Annotated in this window: 17 protein-coding genes; 15 read left to right on the plus strand and 2 right to left on the minus strand. The window is 65.1% G+C overall.

The window, feature by feature from the left end; translation table 11 throughout:
• Positions 1–271: 271 nt before the first annotated feature.
• Positions 272–670 carry a peroxiredoxin-like family protein gene (locus VIG32_00860; GenBank protein HEY8296560.1) on the minus strand — a complete coding sequence of 133 codons (399 nt, stop codon included), beginning with the start codon at positions 668–670 and terminating at the stop codon, positions 272–274.
• 221 nt (positions 671–891) lie between these two features.
• Between VIG32_00860 and VIG32_00865 the strand changes: the two genes are divergently transcribed.
• The 4 genes from VIG32_00865 to VIG32_00880 are packed head-to-tail and all read left to right on the plus strand — an operon-like array spanning position 892 to position 6,915.
• Positions 892–2,715: an acyl-CoA dehydrogenase C-terminal domain-containing protein gene (locus VIG32_00865; protein HEY8296561.1), complete on the plus strand. Its 1,824-nt coding sequence runs from the start codon at positions 892–894 to the stop codon at positions 2,713–2,715.
• Position 2,716: 1 nt separating this feature from the next.
• Positions 2,717–4,735, plus strand: coding sequence for a 3-hydroxyacyl-CoA dehydrogenase NAD-binding domain-containing protein (locus VIG32_00870; protein ID HEY8296562.1), 2,019 nt, complete (start codon positions 2,717–2,719; stop codon positions 4,733–4,735).
• Positions 4,728–5,909 carry an acetyl-CoA C-acyltransferase gene (locus VIG32_00875; GenBank protein ID HEY8296563.1) on the plus strand — a complete coding sequence of 394 codons (1,182 nt, stop codon included), beginning with the start codon at positions 4,728–4,730 and terminating at the stop codon, positions 5,907–5,909. The genes VIG32_00870 and VIG32_00875 overlap by 8 nt, the downstream gene beginning before the upstream one ends.
• Before the next feature lie 58 nt (positions 5,910–5,967).
• On the plus strand, positions 5,968–6,915 hold the full coding sequence (locus VIG32_00880; GenBank protein ID HEY8296564.1) for an NADP-dependent oxidoreductase: 948 nt from the start codon (positions 5,968–5,970) through the stop codon (positions 6,913–6,915).
• Here the strand turns inward: VIG32_00880 and VIG32_00885 are convergent.
• Positions 6,912–7,895 (minus strand): enoyl-CoA hydratase/isomerase family protein, encoded by a 984-nt coding sequence (locus VIG32_00885; GenBank protein HEY8296565.1) that lies wholly within the window; start codon positions 7,893–7,895, stop codon positions 6,912–6,914. The genes VIG32_00880 and VIG32_00885 overlap by 4 nt on opposite strands.
• A gap of 54 nt (positions 7,896–7,949) precedes the next feature.
• Here VIG32_00885 and VIG32_00890 point away from each other — a divergent pair, with 54 nt between their 5' ends.
• Genes VIG32_00890 through pdxH form a run of 11 tightly spaced genes read left to right on the plus strand, consistent with a single transcriptional unit; the run spans position 7,950 to position 19,244 of the window.
• A complete protein-coding gene (locus VIG32_00890) occupies positions 7,950–8,192 on the plus strand; it encodes a hypothetical protein (protein ID HEY8296566.1) in 243 nt (80 codons plus the stop codon).
• A 13-nt stretch (positions 8,193–8,205) separates the two neighbouring features.
• Positions 8,206–10,836 carry a valine--tRNA ligase gene (locus VIG32_00895; GenBank protein HEY8296567.1) on the plus strand — a complete coding sequence of 877 codons (2,631 nt, stop codon included), beginning with the start codon at positions 8,206–8,208 and terminating at the stop codon, positions 10,834–10,836.
• Positions 10,833–11,381 carry a bifunctional pyr operon transcriptional regulator/uracil phosphoribosyltransferase PyrR gene (gene pyrR, locus VIG32_00900; protein ID HEY8296568.1) on the plus strand — a complete coding sequence of 183 codons (549 nt, stop codon included), beginning with the start codon at positions 10,833–10,835 and terminating at the stop codon, positions 11,379–11,381. Before VIG32_00895 ends, pyrR begins: the two co-directional genes overlap by 4 nt.
• Positions 11,365–12,273 (plus strand): aspartate carbamoyltransferase catalytic subunit, encoded by a 909-nt coding sequence (locus tag VIG32_00905; GenBank protein ID HEY8296569.1) that lies wholly within the window; start codon positions 11,365–11,367, stop codon positions 12,271–12,273. The genes pyrR and VIG32_00905 overlap by 17 nt, the downstream gene beginning before the upstream one ends.
• Complete coding sequence (locus VIG32_00910) at positions 12,273–13,565, plus strand: dihydroorotase (GenBank protein HEY8296570.1); 1,293 nt, start codon at positions 12,273–12,275, stop codon at positions 13,563–13,565. Before VIG32_00905 ends, VIG32_00910 begins: the two co-directional genes overlap by 1 nt.
• A gap of 12 nt (positions 13,566–13,577) precedes the next feature.
• Positions 13,578–14,660 (plus strand): glutamine-hydrolyzing carbamoyl-phosphate synthase small subunit, encoded by a 1,083-nt coding sequence (carA, locus tag VIG32_00915; protein ID HEY8296571.1) that lies wholly within the window; start codon positions 13,578–13,580, stop codon positions 14,658–14,660.
• Positions 14,638–15,513 carry a hypothetical protein gene (locus VIG32_00920; protein HEY8296572.1) on the plus strand — a complete coding sequence of 292 codons (876 nt, stop codon included), beginning with the start codon at positions 14,638–14,640 and terminating at the stop codon, positions 15,511–15,513. The genes carA and VIG32_00920 overlap by 23 nt, the downstream gene beginning before the upstream one ends.
• The gene (locus VIG32_00925; protein ID HEY8296573.1) at positions 15,510–16,442 is read left to right on the plus strand and encodes a MoxR family ATPase; all 933 of its coding nucleotides are present in this window, start codon (positions 15,510–15,512) and stop codon (positions 16,440–16,442) included. Before VIG32_00920 ends, VIG32_00925 begins: the two co-directional genes overlap by 4 nt.
• Positions 16,439–17,257 carry a DUF58 domain-containing protein gene (locus VIG32_00930; GenBank protein ID HEY8296574.1) on the plus strand — a complete coding sequence of 273 codons (819 nt, stop codon included), beginning with the start codon at positions 16,439–16,441 and terminating at the stop codon, positions 17,255–17,257. Before VIG32_00925 ends, VIG32_00930 begins: the two co-directional genes overlap by 4 nt.
• Entirely contained in the window at positions 17,254–18,174 is a 921-nt protein-coding gene (locus VIG32_00935; GenBank protein ID HEY8296575.1) for a VWA domain-containing protein, read from the plus strand. The genes VIG32_00930 and VIG32_00935 overlap by 4 nt, the downstream gene beginning before the upstream one ends.
• A 2-nt stretch (positions 18,175–18,176) precedes the next feature.
• Positions 18,177–19,244: a pyridoxamine 5'-phosphate oxidase gene (gene pdxH / locus VIG32_00940; protein ID HEY8296576.1), complete on the plus strand. Its 1,068-nt coding sequence runs from the start codon at positions 18,177–18,179 to the stop codon at positions 19,242–19,244.
• Positions 19,245–19,264 lie beyond the last annotated feature (20 nt).

Raw genomic sequence — 19,264 nt, forward strand, 5'->3', positions numbered from 1 at the left:
GGAACCTCGATGAGCACCATAAGCGGCGTAACCCTCAAGCAGCTCGAGGACGGCCATTACGCGATCAACGTGCACGACGCGAAAAACCCCAAACGCTACGTCTCGTGCGGCGATCTCTAAACCCTAAGCCCTAAAAAACAACGAAAAAAAGGGAGCCGTCAAACAACGGCTCCCTTTTGTCAATAACGCGGCAATAACCCATTGTCATCCTGAGCCTGTCGAAGGACGAGCCTGTCGAAGGACGAGCCTGGCGAAGGACGAGGCTGGCTTGTTATGCGTTGAGGCGGGCGATCTCGAGCATCTCGCGCATCGGTGGGAGATCGCCGGGGTGATGGCCGCGATAGATCCAGCGAACGATACCCTCTGAATCGATAAACGCGGCGCCCGGCAATTGGGCGCTGTCTTTGAGTTTGGTCGCGCCCCAATCTTGCTTGAAACCGGCTGCCTTGTTTTCCGCGCGTCGCTTGCGCAACGCCGGATCGGTAAAGATGCGAAGGAGGTTGAACTCCTCGAATCCGAGCGCGCGATAACTGGCTTTGGATTCATCGCCGATGCACAGGCCGGCCGCACCCGCCGGGGCGCAGAACGCGTCGGCTTTTGCTTGCGAGCCGATGGTGATGAAGCGTACGCTTACACCCAGAGCGGCGAAGTTCGGTCGGAGCTCGCGCAACTGCGCGAGCGGCTCAGCAAAGAACGTTCAACCAACGTGCCGGAGCCAGACGACGAGCGCCGGGCGCGGGGTGCCGAGCGCCGCGACGGCGGGCGGGATAGGCTGGCCGGTACGGACGGGTGCGGCATCGATCATGGCGCCGGTTTTCTGCACCGGAACGAGGCGCGCCTAGAGATCTAGCTTGCAGGAAAAGTCGCTATATTAAAAATATCAATGTTTTGATGAGCACCTATCAGGCCCCATTGCGCGACATGCAGTTCGTGCTGCGCGAGCTCGCCGGTATCGACGAGGTGGCGAAGATCGCGGGATTCGAGGAGACGACCGAGGTTCTGGAGTCGATCCTCGAGGAAGCCGGTGCCTTCGCAAGCGGCGTGCTCGATCCGCTCAACCGGGTCTCGGATACCGAGGGCTGCACGTGGAAGGACGGCGAGGTCACCACGCCCACCGGTTTCAAGGCTGCCTACAAGCAGTTCGCGGACGCCGGGTGGATCGGTCTGCCCGTCGGGGCGGAGTACGGCGGCCAAGGGCTTCCCCAACTGCTGCTGGGGCCGACTCTCGAGATGTGGAATGCCGCGAACATTGGCTTCGCGAACGGTCCGTTGCTCAATCAGGGCGCGATCGAAGCGATCGAACTCTGCGGCTCCGAAGAGCAAAAGAAGCGCTACATCCCCAAGCTCGTCTCCGGGGTGTGGACCGGCACGATGTGCTTGACCGAGCCGCAAGCCGGATCGGACCTCGCGGCGGTACGCACCAAGGCGGTTCCCGAGGGCGATCGGTACCGAGTGACCGGTTCGAAGATCTTCATTACCTTCGGCGAGCACGACCTCGCGCAAAATATCGTTCACCTCGTTCTCGCGCGGCTGCCCGACGCTCCCGAAGGCACGAAAGGTATCTCGCTCTTCATCGTTCCGAAGTTTTTGGTTAACGACGACGGATCGATCGGCGAACGCAACGACGTCGTGTGCGCCGGAATCGAACACAAACTCGGCATCAACGGCAATCCTACGTGCACGATGAACTACGGCGACGCGGGCAGCGGGGCGATCGGCTATCTCGTCGGCGAACCCAATCGCGGTCTCGAGTACATGTTCGTCATGATGAACGCCGCGCGTTTCAGCGTCGGCGTGCAGGGGTTGGCCGTTGCGGATCGCGCCTATCAGAGCGCCCTCACGTACGCGAAAGAACGGGTCCAGAGTCGCGATGCCGCATCGCGCAATCCGGCAGCCGTTCGCATTATCGAACATCCCGACGTGCGCCGCATGTTGATGACGATGAAAGCGCAGATCGAGGCGATGCGCGCGCTTTCCTACGTTACCGCCGCGTCGCTTGACTTCGCGCATCGCCACCCCGACGAGAAGGTTCGCAAAGAGTCGAAGGCGTTTATCGAGCTGATGATTCCGGTCGTCAAGGGCTGGTGTACGGAGACCGCGCAAGAGGTGTGTTCGACGGCGCTGCAAGTTTTCGGCGGTATGGGCTACGTTGAAGAGACCGGCATCGCGCAACAGTATCGCGACGTGCGCATCACGACGATCTACGAAGGCACGACGGGCATCCAGGCGCTCGACCTGGTGGGGCGCAAAGTGATTCGCGACATGGGCGCGACCGCGACGACCACGATCAAAGCGATGCAGCGATTCGCCGAAGAGCTCGCCGGCAGCGACGACGCGGCGCTCAAAGCCATCGCGGGGCCGTTGGCAAAAGGCATCGCAACGCTCGCCGAAACCTCGCAATGGATCGGCATGAATGCGATGGGCGATCTGCATACGGCATTCGCGTGCAGCGTCCCTTACCTGAAACTTTGGGGGGTGGTCGCGGGCGGGTGGCAAATGGCGCGCGCCGCGCAGGCGGCCTCGAAACGGCTCGCCGCCGGTACGGCCGATCGCGACTTCTACGCCGCGAAACTCACGACGGCGAAGTTCTACACGACGCACGTTCTCAGCCAAGGAGCCTGGCTTAAGCGCCAGATCATCGACGGTTCGGGCGACGTAATGACGCTGCCGGAGAACGCGTTCGATCTCGACCGCAAGGCTGCGGTCCCCGCCTAAGATGGCGCAGCCGCGCATCGAGGACCGGGGCTCGGTTCGCATCGTCACGCTCGATAATCCACCGGTCAACGCCCTCTCGTTTGCATTCTCCGCGCTGTTGCTGGCCGCAATCGACGCCGCCGAGGCGGCGGCCTCGGTGAAAGCGGTGGTCTTCATCGGTGCGAACGGGCTTTTCAGCGGCGGTGCGGACGTCAACGACTTCGCGACCGAGCCGACGCCCGAAACGAAAACCGTTCGCGACGCGATCGCCGCGATCGAGCGCGGTACCAAGACGTACGTCGCGGCGATTGGCGGAACGGCGATGGGCGGCGGCCTCGAACTCGCGCTCGCGTGCGACTATCGCATTGCGTCGCCGGACGCGAAGGTCGGCCTGCCGGAGATCAAACTCGGGCTCCTGCCCGGCGCGGGCGGCACGCAGCGGTTGCCGCGATTGATCGGCGCGCAAGCCGCCTTGGAGCTTATGCTCAAGGGCGAGAGTCTCAAGGCCGGCGCCGCGAAGGAGCGGGGCATTCTCGACGACGTCGTCGACGGCGATCTGCTCGAGACGATCCTCGCGCGGCTCGCGAGCGGCGAGCTGCTCGAAAAACGACGCGTTTCCGCGCGAAAACCCACGATCGCGAAGAACATTCCAAATGCGGCGCTGCCGTACGTCGTCGCGCAGGCGCACAAGATGGTGCCGCCCGAGGAGAACGGCGGATTCGCCGCCCACAAACTGATCGATGCGGTCGAAGCCGCGCTGGAACTTCCATTCGAACGCGGCCTGGCTCGTGAAGCGCGGCTCTTCGAAGAGCTGGTGCGTTCGGCACCCTCGGCGGCGCTGCGTCACATTTTTTTCGCCGAACGCGAACTGGCGAAGATACCCGGGCTCGACGGTGCGGTCGCGCGCGCGATCGAAAAAGCCGGAGTCGTCGGTGCGGGAACGATGGGGACGGGCATCGCGATCGCATTCGCACAGGCGGGCATTCCGGTAACGGTGATCGAGCCGGCCGACGAGCAAGTCGAGCGCGCGAAACAGATGGTCTTCGGCATGTTCATGCATCAGGTGCAGAAGGGCCGCATGTCGCAAGAGCGGGCCTGGCAACTCGCGCAGTCGATTGCCTTTACCGACGACTACGGCGCGCTTGCCGATGCCGACGTGGTCGTAGAAGCCGTTTTTGAAGAGATGAACGTGAAGAAGGCGGTCTTCGAAAAACTCGACGGCATCGTCAAACCCGAGGGGATTCTGGCCTCGAATACGTCGACGCTCGACATCGACGAGATGGCGTCGGTCACCAAACGCCCGGAACGATTCGTCGGCCTGCACTTTTTCGCGCCCGCCAACATTATGAAGCTCCTGGAGATCGTGCGCGGCGCCAAAACCTCGCCCGACACGATCGCGTCGGCGTTCGCGCTCGGCAAGAAACTGCGCAAAGTCTGCGTGCTCTCGGCGAACGCCTTCGGCTTCATCGGCAACCGCATGCTCTTCGATTACGCGCGCGAGGCCGTGCGGTTCGCCGAAGAGGGCGTCTCGCCGCAGCGCGTCGACGACGCGATGAAGCGTTTCGGCTTTCCGATGGGTCCGTTTGCTATGTTCGATCTTTCCGGTATCGACGTGATGTGGCACATTGCACGGGCGCGGCCGGAGATGGCCGCGGGCCGCACCGGCATCGTCGATCGTCTCGTCGAAATGAAGCGGCTCGGGCAAAAAACGGGTGCCGGCTTCTACCGCTACGATAAGGCCGTGGGCAAAGGCCGCGAGCCGATTGCGGATCCGGCAATCGTGGCGCTCTTTGCCGAGGAAGCGCAAAAGGCGGGCATCGCGCAGAACGCGGAAGCGAGCGACGAGCACATCGCCGCCCGCCTGACCGGCGCGCTCATCGCACGCGGAACGCAGTTACTCGAGGACAATATCGCGCTGCGCCCTGGCGATATCGACATCGCCTACGTTTACGGCTACGGCTTTCCGCCGCACCACGGCGGACCGATGTGGTATGCGGGCGAACTCGGCGCCGCGCGCGAGAAGGAGTTGGCTCGTGCGTGAAGCGGCAATCGTTTCGGCGGCGCGCACGCCGATCGGCAAAGCGTTTCGCGGTGCGTTCAATCAAACGCCCGGCGCGACGATGGCCGGGCATGTAGTGAAGGCTGCGCTCGAGCGCGCGAAACTCGATCCCGCGCAGATCGAGGACGTTATTCTCGGCGTCGGATTGCCCGAAGGCGCGACCGGCAACAACCTCGGACGCACGGCGGCGCTGCGCGCCGGTTTACCGGTGAGCGTTTCGGGGCAAACCGTCAGCCGATTTTGCGCTTCGGGCCTGCAGGCGATTTCGTCGGCGGCGCAACGCGTGATCGTCGACGGCTCCGGACCGATCGTGGCCGGCGGCGCCGAGTCGATCAGCATGGTGCAGAACGAGATGAATATGAACGGCCTGACGGAGGAGTGGCTCGCGCGGCACGTTCCAGATGTCTACACGCCGATGCTGCAGACGGCCGATTTCGTTTCGAAAAAGTACGGCGTTTCCCGCGAGCGGCAGGACGAGTACGCGCTGCAGAGCCAGCAACGAACGGCGGCCGCGCAGGCTGCCGGACGATTCGACGACGAAATCGTGCCGCTGCCGAGTTGGACGTACGTGCAAGACACATCGACGGGGCGCTTTACGGAAACGCACGTACGCCTCGAAAAAGACGAAGGAAATCGTCCCGAGACCTCGCTCGAGGGGCTCGCCGCGCTCAAGGGCGTGCTCGATCCGAACTCGCCGATCACCGCGGGAAACTCCTCGCAGCTCTCCGACGGCGCTGCCGCCGTGGTTGTGATGGACGCGCAAGCCGCGCGAGCGAGCGGGCTCGAAACCTTGGGATTCTATCGCGGGCTCGTGGTGCGCGGATGCGAACCCGGCGAGATGGGCATCGGCCCGGTGTTCGCGATTCCAGAACTGCTCGCGCGCCACGGTCTGCGCATCGACGATATCGGGCTGTGGGAATTGAACGAAGCGTTCGCCGTGCAAACGGTGTATTGCCGCGATACCCTCGGACTTCCGAACGATCGCTTTAACGTGGACGGCGGCGCGATTTCGATCGGCCATCCGTACGGTATGAGCGGCGCGCGGATGGTCATGCACGCACTGATCGAAGGCAAACGCCGCGGCGTAAACTATGTCGTCGTAACGATGTGCGTCGGCGGCGGCATGGGAGCTGCGGGCCTCTTCGAAGTCGCCTAGAGCTCGCACGAACCAAGGGGCGTGCAACCGAGGCCGGTAGACGGGGGTCGCGGGAAGTATGAAAGCCCTTATCGCCGACTCGTACGGCCCGCCGTCGCAGTTGCGGCTGACCGAAATCAAGACCACCGAGTTGAAGGACGGCTACGTGCTCGTGCGTCTGCACGCCGCAGCCGTCAATCCGTTCGACGTAAAATTGATCGGCGGCGCTCTCAAGGAGCGCTTTCCCGTCGAATTTCCCCACGTACCCGGAATGGACGGAGCCGGCGTGATCGCCGGCGTCGGCGAGGACGTCGAAGGCTATACGATCGGCGAGCGCGTCTTCGGATTGTTTCACGAGAGCGGAACGCTGGCGGAGTTTGCGACGATCGGCGGAACGGACCCGCGGCTCGCGCATCTCCCCGACGAACTCGATTTCGAGCGGGCCGCCGCCATTCCCGAAGCGGGCTTGACGGCCGTCACGATCGTGCGCGCGAGCGACATCCACGAAGATCAGCACGTCTTCATCCTGGGCGCGACCGGCGGCATCGGGCTCTTCGCGATTCAACTGCTTAAAGCGCGCGGCGCGCACGTCATCGTCACCGCAAAACCGGCCGACACGGGATACGTGCGCACGCTTGGAGCGGAAGAAGTGATCGACTACGGTGCCGGAGATCCGATCGTCGAACTCGGGAAGCGATATCCCGACGGCGTCGACGTCGTGATCGATCTCATCAATTCCGGAGACGCATTGCTGCGCAGCGCGGGAGCCGTTCGGCGCGACGGAACGCTGGTTTCGCCGTTGGGCGGCCCGGCGCAGAGCGCCTTTCCCGAAGACGTCAACGTTCGCTACGTCATGCTCGACGCGCGCGCCGGCGATCTCGCCGATTTGGCGCGCCGCGCCGCAAGCGGCGAGCTCAAAATCGAGATCGCCGAAACCTACCCGTTCGCGCAGGCCAAGCAGGCACTCGCGGATCTCGCCGATCCCAAAGAACACACGCGCGGCAAACGGGTCGTCAGCATCCCCTAATTGCGCAGGGCTTCGCCGTGATCGAGCATGTGGCGCATGCGGGCGCGCGTTTTCGGATTCCAGACGAGCCGTTCGAAGTAGACGGTTTCGAGATCGAGCAACTCCCGATGGCTCGCCGTTCGCGCCGGGCCCGGTCCGCCGGTCATAATACGCGCCAGGGCGCGCCCGACCTCGGCGTCGTGCTCGCCGATCGAACGGCTCGCAAGCGCGCTTGCGATGCCGCCTTCGATTGCATGGAAACCGTCGTCGCCGAGTACGGGAACCTCCGCGCGATGCGGGGGCGCCGCGTAGCCGGGGACGAGTTCGAGCAGCGTCGCCTTAGCATCGTCGACCAGGCGCGAGCGGTCGCCGGTGATGCGATCGCCATCGCGCAAGAAATGCAGCTCGCGTGCGTCGCCGGCGCCGGCACTCGCTCTGGCGAACGCGATCGTTTCGAAGGCGCGGCGCAGCCCGTTTGCCGGATCGCCGACGGCATCGACGCAGCGGACGTACAGTTCGCTCGTTCCACCCAGATCGGGGACGATGCCGACGGCGACCTCGGGCAAACTCGCGCGCAGATCCGCGCAGGCTTGGACGCGGTCGGCATACATCGTGAGTTCGAGAGCGCCGCCGACGGTGAGGCCGAACGGAGCGGCGACGACGGGAAAGGGAGCGGTGCGCAGGCTCGTCGTGAGCCGCTGAAATCGTTTCCCGATCGCCCGAAAACCCGCGCGGTCGTTCTCGTACGTTTCGAGCAGACCGAGCAAGAATTGCAGGTTGGCCCCAAATGAAAAGTTCGCACCTTGGTTGCCGACGATCAGCCCAGCGTACCGGCCGGGAATCGTTGCGCTCGCACGCTCGGCCATCTCGAGGGTACCCAGATCGAGCGTGTTGCCCTTGCTATGGAACTCGAGACAGAGCACGCCGTCGCCGATATCGAGCAGGGATGCGCTCGCATTCGATGCGACGACGCGGCCGGAGTCTTTGCGTAGTTCATCCAAGACGATTGGAGCGTCCACCATAGCCGTTCTCTTTTGCGCCAGCCTGAAGGTCCCATGCACGATAACGCCGCCCTCACCCCGCTCGTCGGCAGCCTGATCTTTAAGACCGCACGGGCGCTCGGCCTCGACCCCGAACGCGACCGCGATGCATTGATCGCGGCGCTCGAGCGCGACGCGCTCTTTTCCGCCGGCGGGGCGACCGATCTTTGGGAGCGCCGGTACGCGGGTCTGCAATCCGCGCTGCGCGCGCGAATCGTCGCGGAAGCCGTCGCGAGGCTTCGCCGGGTCGATTCTTGAACGCAAGCGGACCGTGAGCGCTACCCCACCCGTGACCGAACTACCCAAGAACTACGACCCGAAGAGCGTCGAGTCGCGCCTCTACCAGCACTGGGAGGCTGCCGGCTACTTCCACGAAGAGCCCGATCCGGCGCGCCCGCCGTTCGTTCTTTGCATGCCGCCGCCCAACGTGACGGCGCGCGCCCATCTCGGACACGGGTCGACCTACACGACGATGGACGTCCTCACGCGCTATCACCGCATGCTTGGCGACAACGCGAATTGGCTGCCGGGCACGGATCACGCCGCGATCGCTACCGAAGCCGTGCTCGTTCGCCAGTTGAACTCCGAAGGAACGTCGCGTGAAGCGCTCGGCCGGGACGCGTATCTCGAGCGCGCGTGGAGCTGGTCGAAGGAGACCGGCGGCACGATCTTCGAGCAGTTTCGAGCCCTCGGATTCGGACCCGATTGGGCGCGCGACCGCTTCACGATGGACGAAGGGCTCTCCGCCGCGGTGCGCCGCGTTTTCGTGCAGCTCTATCGCGAAGGGCTCATCTACCGCGGAAAGCGTTTGATCAACTGGGATCCCAAGGCCCGCACGACGATTTCGGATGCGGAAGTCGAGCACGTCGAACGCGATGCGTTTCTGTGGAAGATCCGTTATCCGTTTGCCGGATCGCCGCATCGCGACGGAATCGAGATCGCGACGACGCGTCCGGAGACGATGCTCGCCGACGTGGCGATCGCCGTCCATCCCGACGACGAACGCTACCGCCATCTCATTGGAAAGACCGTACTCGTTCCGCCGCTGCTGGATCGGGAGATTCCGATCGTTGCCGACGCCGCCGTCGAGATGGAGTTTGGAACCGGCGCGGTCAAGGTGACTCCCGCCCACGACCCGACGGATTACGAGATCGGATTGCGGCACGGGCTCGCGATGCCCTCGGTGCTGGATCTCGACGCGCGCGTGACGGGAGCCGAGATCGCCGTCGGCCGCTACCATGGAATGGACCGCTACGAAGCCCGCGCGGCGATCGTGGACGATCTGCGCGCTCAAGGAACGCTTCTCGAAGAGCAGGCCTATCGGCAGGCCGTTTCGGTGAGCGAGCGGACCGGCGAAGTGATCGAGCCGCTGCTCTCGGAGCAGTGGTTTCTCACCATGAAACCGCTCGCCGAACCGGCGCTCGCGGCCTATCACGACGGTCGCCTGCGCTTTATTCCCGAGCGCTACGGCCGCACGTACGAACAGTGGCTTTCGAATATTCGCGATTGGAATATCTCGCGCCAAGTGTGGTGGGGTCACCAACTGCCGGTGTGGTACACGCCGCAAGGCGACGTCGTCGTCGCGGAGAGCGAAGCGGAAGCGCTGCAGATCGCAGCCGCGCGCTTTAACGGGGAAGCGCTCACGCGCGATCCCGACACGCTCGACACGTGGTTCAGCAGCGGTCTATGGCCGTTCTCGATTTTGGGTTGGCCCGAAGCGACGGTCGAACTCGAAACGTGGTATCCGTCGCAGGTGCTCGTCACCGGGTGGGAGATCATTTTTCTCTGGGTCGCGCGCATGACGATGCTCGGTCTGAAGTTTATGGGCCGCGTGCCCTTTCGCGACGTATTCATTTCTCCGCTGATATTCGATGCGCAGGGGCGCAAGATGAGCAAATCGCTCGGCAACGCCATCGACCCGCTCGATCTCGTCGAGAAATACGGCGCGGACGCGTTTCGCATGGGCATGATGCGCCAGATGCGGTTGGAGGCCCAAGAGGTACGCTTCCAGGAGTCTCGTTGCGAAGAGTCGCGCAACTTCAATAACAAGATCTGGAACGCGACGCGCTACATGCTCTCGCTGCCCGAAGGCTTGCCGACCGCGCGAACCCTTCCGGCTCCCGCACGACTCACCGTTGCGGACAAGTGGGTCCTGACGCGCCTGCACGACACCGTCGAAGCGGTGAGCGCCGGACTCGACCGCTACGATTTCGGGGGCGTCGCCGAGACGATCTGGAGCTTCGTATGGTACGAGTTCTGCGATTGGTATCTCGAAGCGACCAAGACGCCGGAATCTCGCGAGACTCGCGCGGCGGTGCTCTCGTTCGTAGCGAACAACGCGATGCGTTTGCTCCACCCGATCGCGCCGTTTATCACCGAGGAGGTCTGGCTCGCGCTGCCGCACGACGGCCGCACGATCGTGACCGCGTCGTGGCCCGATCCCGAGGAAATTCCGGTCGATCGCGAAGCCGCCGCCCGTTTCCAAGCCGTGCAAGGCGCGGTCGAACGCGTGCGAAATCTGCGCGCCGAGATGGGTCTGCCCCCCAAGGCGCGCTTGAGTATCGAGATCCCGGCGAACGTTCCCGACGATATCGCTGCGCTGCTTGCGAGCTACGCCGCCGGCGACGTCCTTCGCGTTGCGGCCGAGGGAGCGAGCGTCGAGGCGGGACTCGGCGCCGCGCGCGCACAGGCGCCCGCCAAACTATTGCTCGAACGGTATCGCAAGGACATCGAACGTCTGAGCGCCGAGGTCGAGCGGGGCGAGAACAAACTCGCCAACGAACGATTCGTGGCCAACGCAAAACCCGACGTGATCGCCAAAGAACGCGAAAAACTCCAGGACTACCGCGGCGAGCTGCAGCGCGTTCGCCAAGCACTCAAAGAGATGGAGGAGAGCGCATGAGCGCCTCGACACCCACGAAGAAGCGCCTCTTAATCGGCGCGCCGGAGATCGAGCGCATCATCGCACGCCTGGCACATCAGATTCTGGAGCCGCAGGATGCCCAAGCGCAGCTCTATTTGCTGGGCATTCGGCGCGGCGGCGAAGCGCTCGCGCAGCGCATCGCCGCGCAGATCGAGCGGATCAGCGGGAAAAAGCCGCCGCTCGGATTTTTGAACATCAACCTCTATCGCGACGACGCCGTTTCGCATCAGCTTCCCGAATCGCAGATTCCCGACGACATCGCCGGCAAGACCGTCGTGATCATCGACGACGTGCTCTACACGGGGCGCACGATTCGTTCGGCGCTCGATGCGGTGACCGATCTAGGCCGTCCCTCCGCGGTTCGGCTCGCCGTTCTCGTCGATCGCGGCCTTCGCGAGTTGCCCGTGCAGGGCGACTATGTGGGGCGCTTCATTCCCACGAGCCGCCGGGAGCGCGTGGTCGTGAACGTTGCAGCGACGGCGGCCGAAAGCGACGAGGTGGCGATCGTTGCGGACGCGACGTAGCCTGATCGATCTCGACGATCTCACCGCCTCGGAGATCGACTACATCTTCGAGCGGACGACCGAGTTCGAGAAACGGCGGCCCGGCAAACTGCTCGACGGCGTTGCGTGCGTGAACATGTTCTTCGAGCACAGCACGCGCACGATGACGTCGTTTACGCTAGCCGAGCAGCGGCTCGGCTCCGACGTGATCACCCTCTGGCCCGACTATTCCAGTCTCTCCAAAGGCGAGACGATCGAGGATACCGCGATCACGCTGGCGGCGATGGGCGTCAACGCGATCGTGATTCGCCATCCCGAGCCCGGTTTTCCGCGCAAGGTTGCGATGGCATTCGACGGACACGTCATCAACGCGGGCGACGGCGGGCACGCCCATCCGACCCAAGCGCTGCTCGACATTTACACGCTCTGTCAGGAGTTCGGCGACCTGCGCGGACGAAAGATCGCGATCGTCGGCGACGTCGCCCATAGCCGCGTCGCGCACTCATCGATCCATGGATTGCGGAGCATGGGCGCGGAGATCGTGCTGGTGGCACCGGACGGATTTCTAACCAAAGAACTCTTGGGCGAAAACACGCGGGTCGAGCGCGACTTCGATGCGGTCCTGCCGGAGGTCGACGCGATCGTGCTGCTTCGCATACAACGCGAACGATTCGCCGATATGCCGATCTCCGACGAGGAATACATCGCGCGCTACCGGCTCGACCACAAACGGCTGGCGCGGTTGCGCGACGACGTGATCGTCATGCACCCCGGGCCGTACAATCGCGGCGTGGAGCTCGACGATAGCGTACTCGAGTTTGCCGGGTGGCGCTACGCGCGTCAGGTGGCCAACGGCGTCTCGGTGCGCATGGCCGTGCTCGACTTTCTCGTCAACGGCCAACGCACCCAGTGATGCTCCTCCGCGGCGGGCGTGTGGTCGATCCATCGCAGGGAATCGACGCGCGTTTGGACGTTCGGCTGCGCGACGGCCGCATCGCCGAGATCGGCGAGCACCTTGCGCCGGAGGCGGGCGAAGAGACGTACGACGCGGGCGGCGCCTACGTGGCGCCGGGTTTTATCGACATGCACGTGCACTTGCGCGAGCCCGGCCAGCTCGAGAAGGAGACGATCGCGACCGGCAGCGCCGCTGCGGTCGCCGGCGGTTTCACGGCCGTTGCGTGCATGCCCAACACGCAGCCCGCCCTCGACGATCCCGCGACGATCGCGGAACTCGTACGAACGATTCGCGAATACGCTCGGTGCCGAGTCTATCCGATTGCGGCGATCACGCGCGGCCGAGCCGGCATCGAAACGCTGGATTATGCCGCCCTCGCGAAAGCCGGTGCGGTGGCCTTTAGCGACGACGGCAGCACGATCGGCAACGCGCGCGTGCTGCGCGACGCCGCCCGCGCGGCGGCGAACGTACCGGGATGTTTCATCTCGCACTGCGAGGACGACCACCTCAAGGGCGATGCGGTTATGCACGAGGGAAGCGTCTCGCGCGCGCTCGGCGTTTCGGGCAGTCCGGGCGTCGCCGAAGACATCGTCGTCGCGCGCGATCTGCTGATCGCCGCCGACACCGGTAAGGCGTGGCATATCGCGCATCTTTCGACGAGCCGCGCGGTGGAGGTCGTGCGCGCGCTGCGCTCGCGCGGAGTTTCGGCCACCTGCGAAGTGACGCCGCATCATCTCATCCTCACCGACGAGTGCGTTCGAACCCTCGGCTCCGGCGCCAAGGTGAATCCGCCTCTGCGCGGGGCCGCGGATACGCGCGCGCTCGCCGACGCCGTTCGCGACGGCACGATCGACGTCTTCGCTACCGATCACGCACCGCACACCGATGCGGAGAAACGCGCGCCGCTCGATTGCGGCGCGGTTGGTTTTAGCGGTCTCGAGATTGCCGTTGGGGCCTTCGCGCTCGCCGTTGCGGATCTGCCGATCGCGCGTTACGTCGAACTGCTCTCGGTCAATCCGGCCCGCATTCTCGGCGTGGAGGGCGGAACGCTGCGAATCGGATCGACCGCCGATATCACGGTCTTCGCCGATCGCGATTGGATCGTCGATCCCGCGAAGTTCGCTTCGAAAGGCAAGAGCACGCCGTTTGCCGGCATGCGTCTGCCGCGTCGCGCGCTCGCGACAATTGTCGCGGGCAAGCTCGCCTACCGGCACTCCTCGAGCGGAGGGATTCGCGCCGAGGCTCCGTAAGGTCCGGCAGACATGTCCATCCCCGCAGCCCTATTTTTAGCCGACGGAACGCGCTTCGACGGCCACGGTCTCAACCACGAAGGCCTCGCTCTCGGCGAAGCCGTTTTTTATACGGGCATGACGGGATACGAAGAGGCGCTGACCGACCCGTCGTACGCCGGTCAGATCCTGACCTTCACCTACCCGATGATCGGCAATTATGGTATCTCGGGCACGGTCGCGCAGTACCCGCGCGCGTGCGTGGCGGGCGCGGTCATCAAACGCATCGCGCGCCATCCGTCGCACCACGCGATGCGCGCCGATTTGCCCGCGTGGCTCGACGAACAACGCGTTCCCACGATGATCGATGCGGATACGCGCGCGATTACGATCGCACTACGCGAACACGGAACGATTTGGGCGGCGATCGCCGTCGGCGAAACGGCCGTGGCCGGCGCCGAGGCGCGGCTCGTGGAGTTCGTGCGAACGGCTACCACCAAGGCGCTCGTGCCCGGCGTCGCGAGTACGACGCAACACCACGAGGGACCGGCGGACGGTCCGCGCGTCGTGCTGATCGACTGCGGCGTCAAGCGCGCGATCGTTCGCGATTTGGCGGCGCTCGGTATGTCGGTCACGGTCGTGCCGTACGATGCGTCGCCGGCGCAGATTCTCGAACACGAACCGCAAGCGGTCTTCATCTCGCCGGGGCCGGGGGACCCAACGGACTTACCCGGGACGATCGAAACGCTGCGCGACTTACTCGAAAAAACGCCGCTCTACGGCGTTTGCTTGGGCCATCAGCTGCTCGCACTCGCGTGCGGGGCGCGCACGTTCAAACTGCCCTACGGTCATCGCGGCGGGAACCAGCCGGTCAAGGACATCCAGCGAAACGAAGTACTCGTGACCGCACACAATCACGGCTACGCCGTCGATGCGACATCGCTGCCGGCCAACCTCGAACAGACGATGGTCAACCTGAACGACGGAACCAACGAAGGGTTTCGCCATCGCAACTTGCCGATCGCGGCGGTGCAATTCCACCCCGAGGCCTCGCCCGGACCCTACGACGCGCGGCGCCTCTTCGCACAGTGGCTTGAGAGCGCGGGCTTGGTCTAGAGCGCTCGGCGCGCTCGTCGTCACGATCATGCTCGGCGCGAGCCGAGCGCAAGCCTTGCCGCTGCAGCGATTGCACGTAACCTCGTTCGCGCTCTCGTCCAACGCCGCGCGCGTGCCGCTCGAGCAGCCGTTCTACGTCATCGTGACGCTCCACGTCACCGAAAACGTCGCGGAGCTGCCCAACATCACCTTGCCCGATTTTTTCGGCGTCGAAGAACTGGGCGACGAACGGCACACCAATTCCGGCGCCGGCGGCACCGACTATCGCGAGGTGTTGACGCTGGTCGCGCACCAGAGCGGCACGATTCATTTCACGCGCGCGTCGCTCGCCGCAATCGACGCACGAGACGGTAAACCTAAGCGCTTCCTTTCGAACGAACTCAACGTCACGGTCACGGGCGGCGTCGCGAGCGCGCGCGCGACGGTGGCCGGACTACGCGGCGCGCTCGTGAGCAGCGCGCTCGTCGCGCTGGCGTTCGGACTAGCGATCGTCGCGCTCTTCGGCCTGCGGCGCCCGCTTCTACAAGCGCCTCCCGCGCCGCCCGTTGCGCGCCCGGTCGACGTACCGCCGGCCCCGCCGGAGTCGCCGCAGGAACGGCTTCGTCGCGCGCTCGATGCGCTGCGAACCGCGCGTTCGCGCCCGAGTGCGCTCCTCGTGCGGCGCGAGCTTTGGGCCACCATCGGCGCGCGTGAAGGTGAGACGCTGGCCGACGCTTTGGAGCACCCGGGGGCCGCGCTTGCGGGAATGCACGCCGCGCTGCGCGCGGCCGAGCGCGCGGCTTTCATTAACGACGCGTACCTCCAGACCGCGATAGACGAACTGCTCGACACGATGGAAAGAACCCGCACATGACGGCGAATCGACGACCGCACCACCTCATCGACGCGCTCGCGCAAACTATTGTCGGACAGACCGCCGTCATCGAGGGACTGGTGCTGGGCCTCATTGCAAACGGACACGTGCTGCTCGAGGGACCGCCGGGGCTTGCGAAGACGCTCGCCTGCCGCGCCCTCGCGGCCGCGCTCGGAGGCGCGTTCAAACGCATCCAGTTTACTCCCGATCTGCTGCCTGCCGACATCGTGGGAACGCGCATCTTCGATCAGCGCGAAGCGAACTTTGCCACGTCGCTCGGACCGATCTTCGCAAACGTCGTGCTGGCCGACGAAATTAATCGCGCGCCGGCCAAAGTGCAGTCGGCTCTGTTGGAGGCGATGCAGGAACGCCAGGTCACGATCGGCCTGGAAACGCACGCGTTGCCGGATCCGTTTATCGTGCTCGCAACCATGAACCCGCTCGACGCCGACGGAACGTACGCGCTTCCGCACGCGCAGATGGATCGCTTTCTGCTCAAAGTCAACGTCGGCTACCCGTCGCGCGAAGAAGAAGCGAGCATCCTCGAACGCTTTGCGACGGCGCAGACGCCGCTCGTTGCGGACGCCGCGTCGCTCGACGACGTACGCGCCTGGCGCGCGCAGGCGCGGGCGATTCATTTGGATGCCAAAGTTAAGCGCTACATCGTCGATCTGGTCGCCGCCACGCGCGAGACCGACGGCGGCCTCATCGACAACGGGGCGAGCCCGCGCGCCACGCTGGGTCTCGCCTTTCTCTCGCGCGCCAAGGCCCTGATCGACGGACGCGATTTCGTTTTGCCCGACGACGTGCGCGCCGTCGCTCCGCCGGTCCTGCGCCATCGCATCGCGTTCAACTACCGCATCGTAACGGAGCGCGCCGACCCCGAAGCGATCGTGGCGCAACTGATCGCGAGCGTCAAAGCCCCGTGAACGATCTGCGGACGGCGCTTTTACGTGGCCGCAACCGGCCGCGCAATTCCGGTGCGGGTTCGCCGACGATGTATCGCGGCGACGGGTACGAGTTTGTGGAATTGCGCGAATACGTCGCCGGCGACGATCCGCGCCGCATCGACTGGGCCGCGACCGCGCGCACCGGCGAGCTGCAGAGTCGCGTGGTGCTCGAAGACGTTGCGCTGACGCTCGCGGCGATCGTCGACGATTCGCCGTCGATGCGCGTCGGCCGGCGGCGGACGCTGCTGGCGAGCGCGCGTGAAGCGCTCGGCGTGTGGTACGGCGCCGCCCTTGCCGACGACCGATGCGCGCGAATTACGAGTATGGGGCCGCTCGCGCCCGTCGGCTTGCGCGGAACGCGCAGCGCTTCGGTGTGCCTGCACGCCGAAGCTCCCGGCCGGGCGTTCGATTTAGGGACGGCCCTTGAGGTCGCGTTCGCAACGCTTCCGCGCGGCACGGCGCTGCTGGTCGCGAGCGACTTCTTCGATCTCGACGAGCGTCACGAAGAGTCGCTCGCGCTGCTGGGCGCGCGCTTCGACTGCACGGCGCTCGTCGCCCGCGATCCGTGGGCCGACGGCTTCCCGCTGCGCGGTTTCGTGCGTCTGCGCGACGCAGAGAGCGGCGCATCGTACCGAGTGTTTCTCGGGAAGCGCGAACGCAATCGGTACGTGCGAGCCGTCCGCGATCGCGAGGCGGCGCTGCGCGCGCGCTTGAACGCGCGCAATTGGCGCGTCGGAACGTTTACCGAGGAGAACGGCGCGCACGCGATCTACGAAGCGTTTCGGCTGACGTGACGTTTAGCCATCCGTTCCGACTCGTTCTGGCGCTGCTGGCAGTCGCGCTCTTCGCGCTGCTCTATCGCCAATTGGAACGGCGCAAGACCGGCACGGAAATCGCGTACTCGAACCTCCCGTTTTTAATTGCGGCTACGCGGACCGGGGCTCGCACCGGTGCGCTGCTTTTCGCCGGTTGGCTCGTCGCACTCATCGTCTTCGCAGCGGCGCTCGGCGGCCCGCATCTGCGCGTGTGGGTGCCGGCCAAAGACGGCAGCGTCATGATCTGTATCGATACGTCGGGCTCGATGGCGTCCACCGACGTCGCGCCGACGCGCGGCGAAGCGGCCAGAAGCGCCGCCGCCGCCTTTATCGACGGGGCGCCGGCCGGCATCAAGATCGGCGCGATCGCCTTTGCGACCTCGGCGGACGTGGTGGCGCCGCTCTCGAGCGATCGCGCGCAAACGCGCGGCAGCCTGGATCAAATTCCGTTGCCGAACGGAGCGACGGCGATCGGCGACGCGCTCGCGCTCGCGCAGCGCTCGTTGCCGCCGCGCGGCCACCGCGTCGTGATCCTCATCACCGACGGCGTCAGCAATCGCGGCGTCGACCCGATGGCCGCGGCGCAGGATCTGGCCGCAGATCATATCGTGCTCTACACCGTCGGTATCGGCACGAACAACGGCGCGCTCGTTCCCGGCACGAATCAAGTTGCGGGTATCGACGAAGACGCGCTGCGCGCCTACGCGCAAGCCACCGGCGGTACGTACGCTCGAGCCGACGACGCCGGGCAATTGCGCCAGGCGCTGGCACGCCTCGGCCGAACCACGACCTTCGAGCGGCGAACCGTCGACGCATCGCTGGCCGCCGCGACGATCGGCGGCGCGCTGATGCTGGCGTCATTTGCGATCGGGTTCGCCCTAGGGAGGTTTCCGTAGCCATGTCGATGTGGGAGCCGTTTACGGAGCCGGCCCGCCGTTCCATCGTCCTCGCGCAAGAGTTCGCCGAGCGCGCGGGCAGCGCGGAGATCGCCTCGGAGCACCTGCTCGCGGGGATTCTCGCAGAGGGTTCGGAGCCGCTCGCACGGCTGCTGATCGAGCGGGGCGTCACCTCGCAACGCGTCGCGGCTGCGATTGGAGAGGCTCCCCGCACCCAGCCGGAGCGCGAAACCGAATTTAGCGCCGAAGGGAAGAAGATGATCGAGTGCGCGTTTGAAATCGCGCGCGCGTATAACCACCATTACCTCAGCTCTTCGCATCTGCTCGCGGCCGTCGCGCGATTGCCCGAGAGCCGGGCGTACGGCTTGCTCGTCGCGTTCGGAGGCCGCCCGGAGGAACTGCAGGCGGCGCTGCGTTCGGATTCACCCGCGCCGGTTAGCGTCGCGACGATGCGACGCACCTACGATCTCGGCGCGCTGCTCGAGGAATCGATCGATCGCGATCCCGTCGCACAGCTGCGGCGCTGGATCGACGGCGCGAGCGCCGCCGGCCAACTCGAACCCAACGCGATGTCGATCTCGACCGCCGGCGCGGACGGCCGTCCGAGCGCCCGTATGGTGCTGCTGCGCGGGCTCGATGCGCGCGGTCTGGTGTTTTACACCAGTTACTTTAGCCGAAAGGGACGCCAGCTCGCCGAGAATCCCTATGCCGCCGCGCTTTTTTATTGGGAACGTCTCGAGCGTCAAGTTCGCATTGAAGGCTCGATCGAAACCATCAGCGAGGAAGAGTCCGAAGCGTACTTCGCCACGCGCCCGCGCGGTCATCGATTGGGCGCGTGGGCCTCGGAGCAGAGTGAGATCGTCGAGAATCGCGATTTGCTCGACGCCCGCCTGCGCGACTACGACGAACGCTTTGCCGATGAAGAAGTCCCGCGCCCGCATTCGTGGGGCGGATATCTCTTGCGCCCCGCGCGCTTCGAGTTTTGGCAAGGGCGGAAGAACCGCATGCACGACCGTCTCGAATTCGTGCGCGAACGCAATGCTTGGAGTCTCCACCGGCTGCAGCCGTAACGGTCAGGCGAGCGAGCAAT

The organism is Candidatus Baltobacteraceae bacterium, from assembly GCA_036559195.1.
Taxonomy (GTDB): Bacteria; Vulcanimicrobiota; Vulcanimicrobiia; order Vulcanimicrobiales; family Vulcanimicrobiaceae; genus JALYTZ01.

Bases quoted from the DNA above. Each gene is read 5' to 3' on its own strand.
- VIG32_00865 (HEY8296561.1), top strand. From the start codon at position 892: ATGAGCACCTATCAGGCCCCATTGCGCGACATGCAGTTCGTGCTGCGC.
- VIG32_00870 (HEY8296562.1), top strand. From the start codon at position 2,717: ATGGCGCAGCCGCGCATCGAGGACCGGGGCTCGGTTCGCATCGTCACG.
- VIG32_00880 (HEY8296564.1), top strand. From the start codon at position 5,968: ATGAAAGCCCTTATCGCCGACTCGTACGGCCCGCCGTCGCAGTTGCGG.
- VIG32_00890 (HEY8296566.1), top strand. From the start codon at position 7,950: ATGCACGATAACGCCGCCCTCACCCCGCTCGTCGGCAGCCTGATCTTT.
- pyrR (HEY8296568.1), top strand. From the start codon at position 10,833: ATGAGCGCCTCGACACCCACGAAGAAGCGCCTCTTAATCGGCGCGCCG.
- VIG32_00910 (HEY8296570.1), top strand. From the start codon at position 12,273: ATGCTCCTCCGCGGCGGGCGTGTGGTCGATCCATCGCAGGGAATCGAC.
- carA (HEY8296571.1), top strand. From the start codon at position 13,578: ATGTCCATCCCCGCAGCCCTATTTTTAGCCGACGGAACGCGCTTCGAC.
- VIG32_00925 (HEY8296573.1), top strand. From the start codon at position 15,510: ATGACGGCGAATCGACGACCGCACCACCTCATCGACGCGCTCGCGCAA.
- pdxH (HEY8296576.1), top strand. From the start codon at position 18,177: ATGTCGATGTGGGAGCCGTTTACGGAGCCGGCCCGCCGTTCCATCGTC.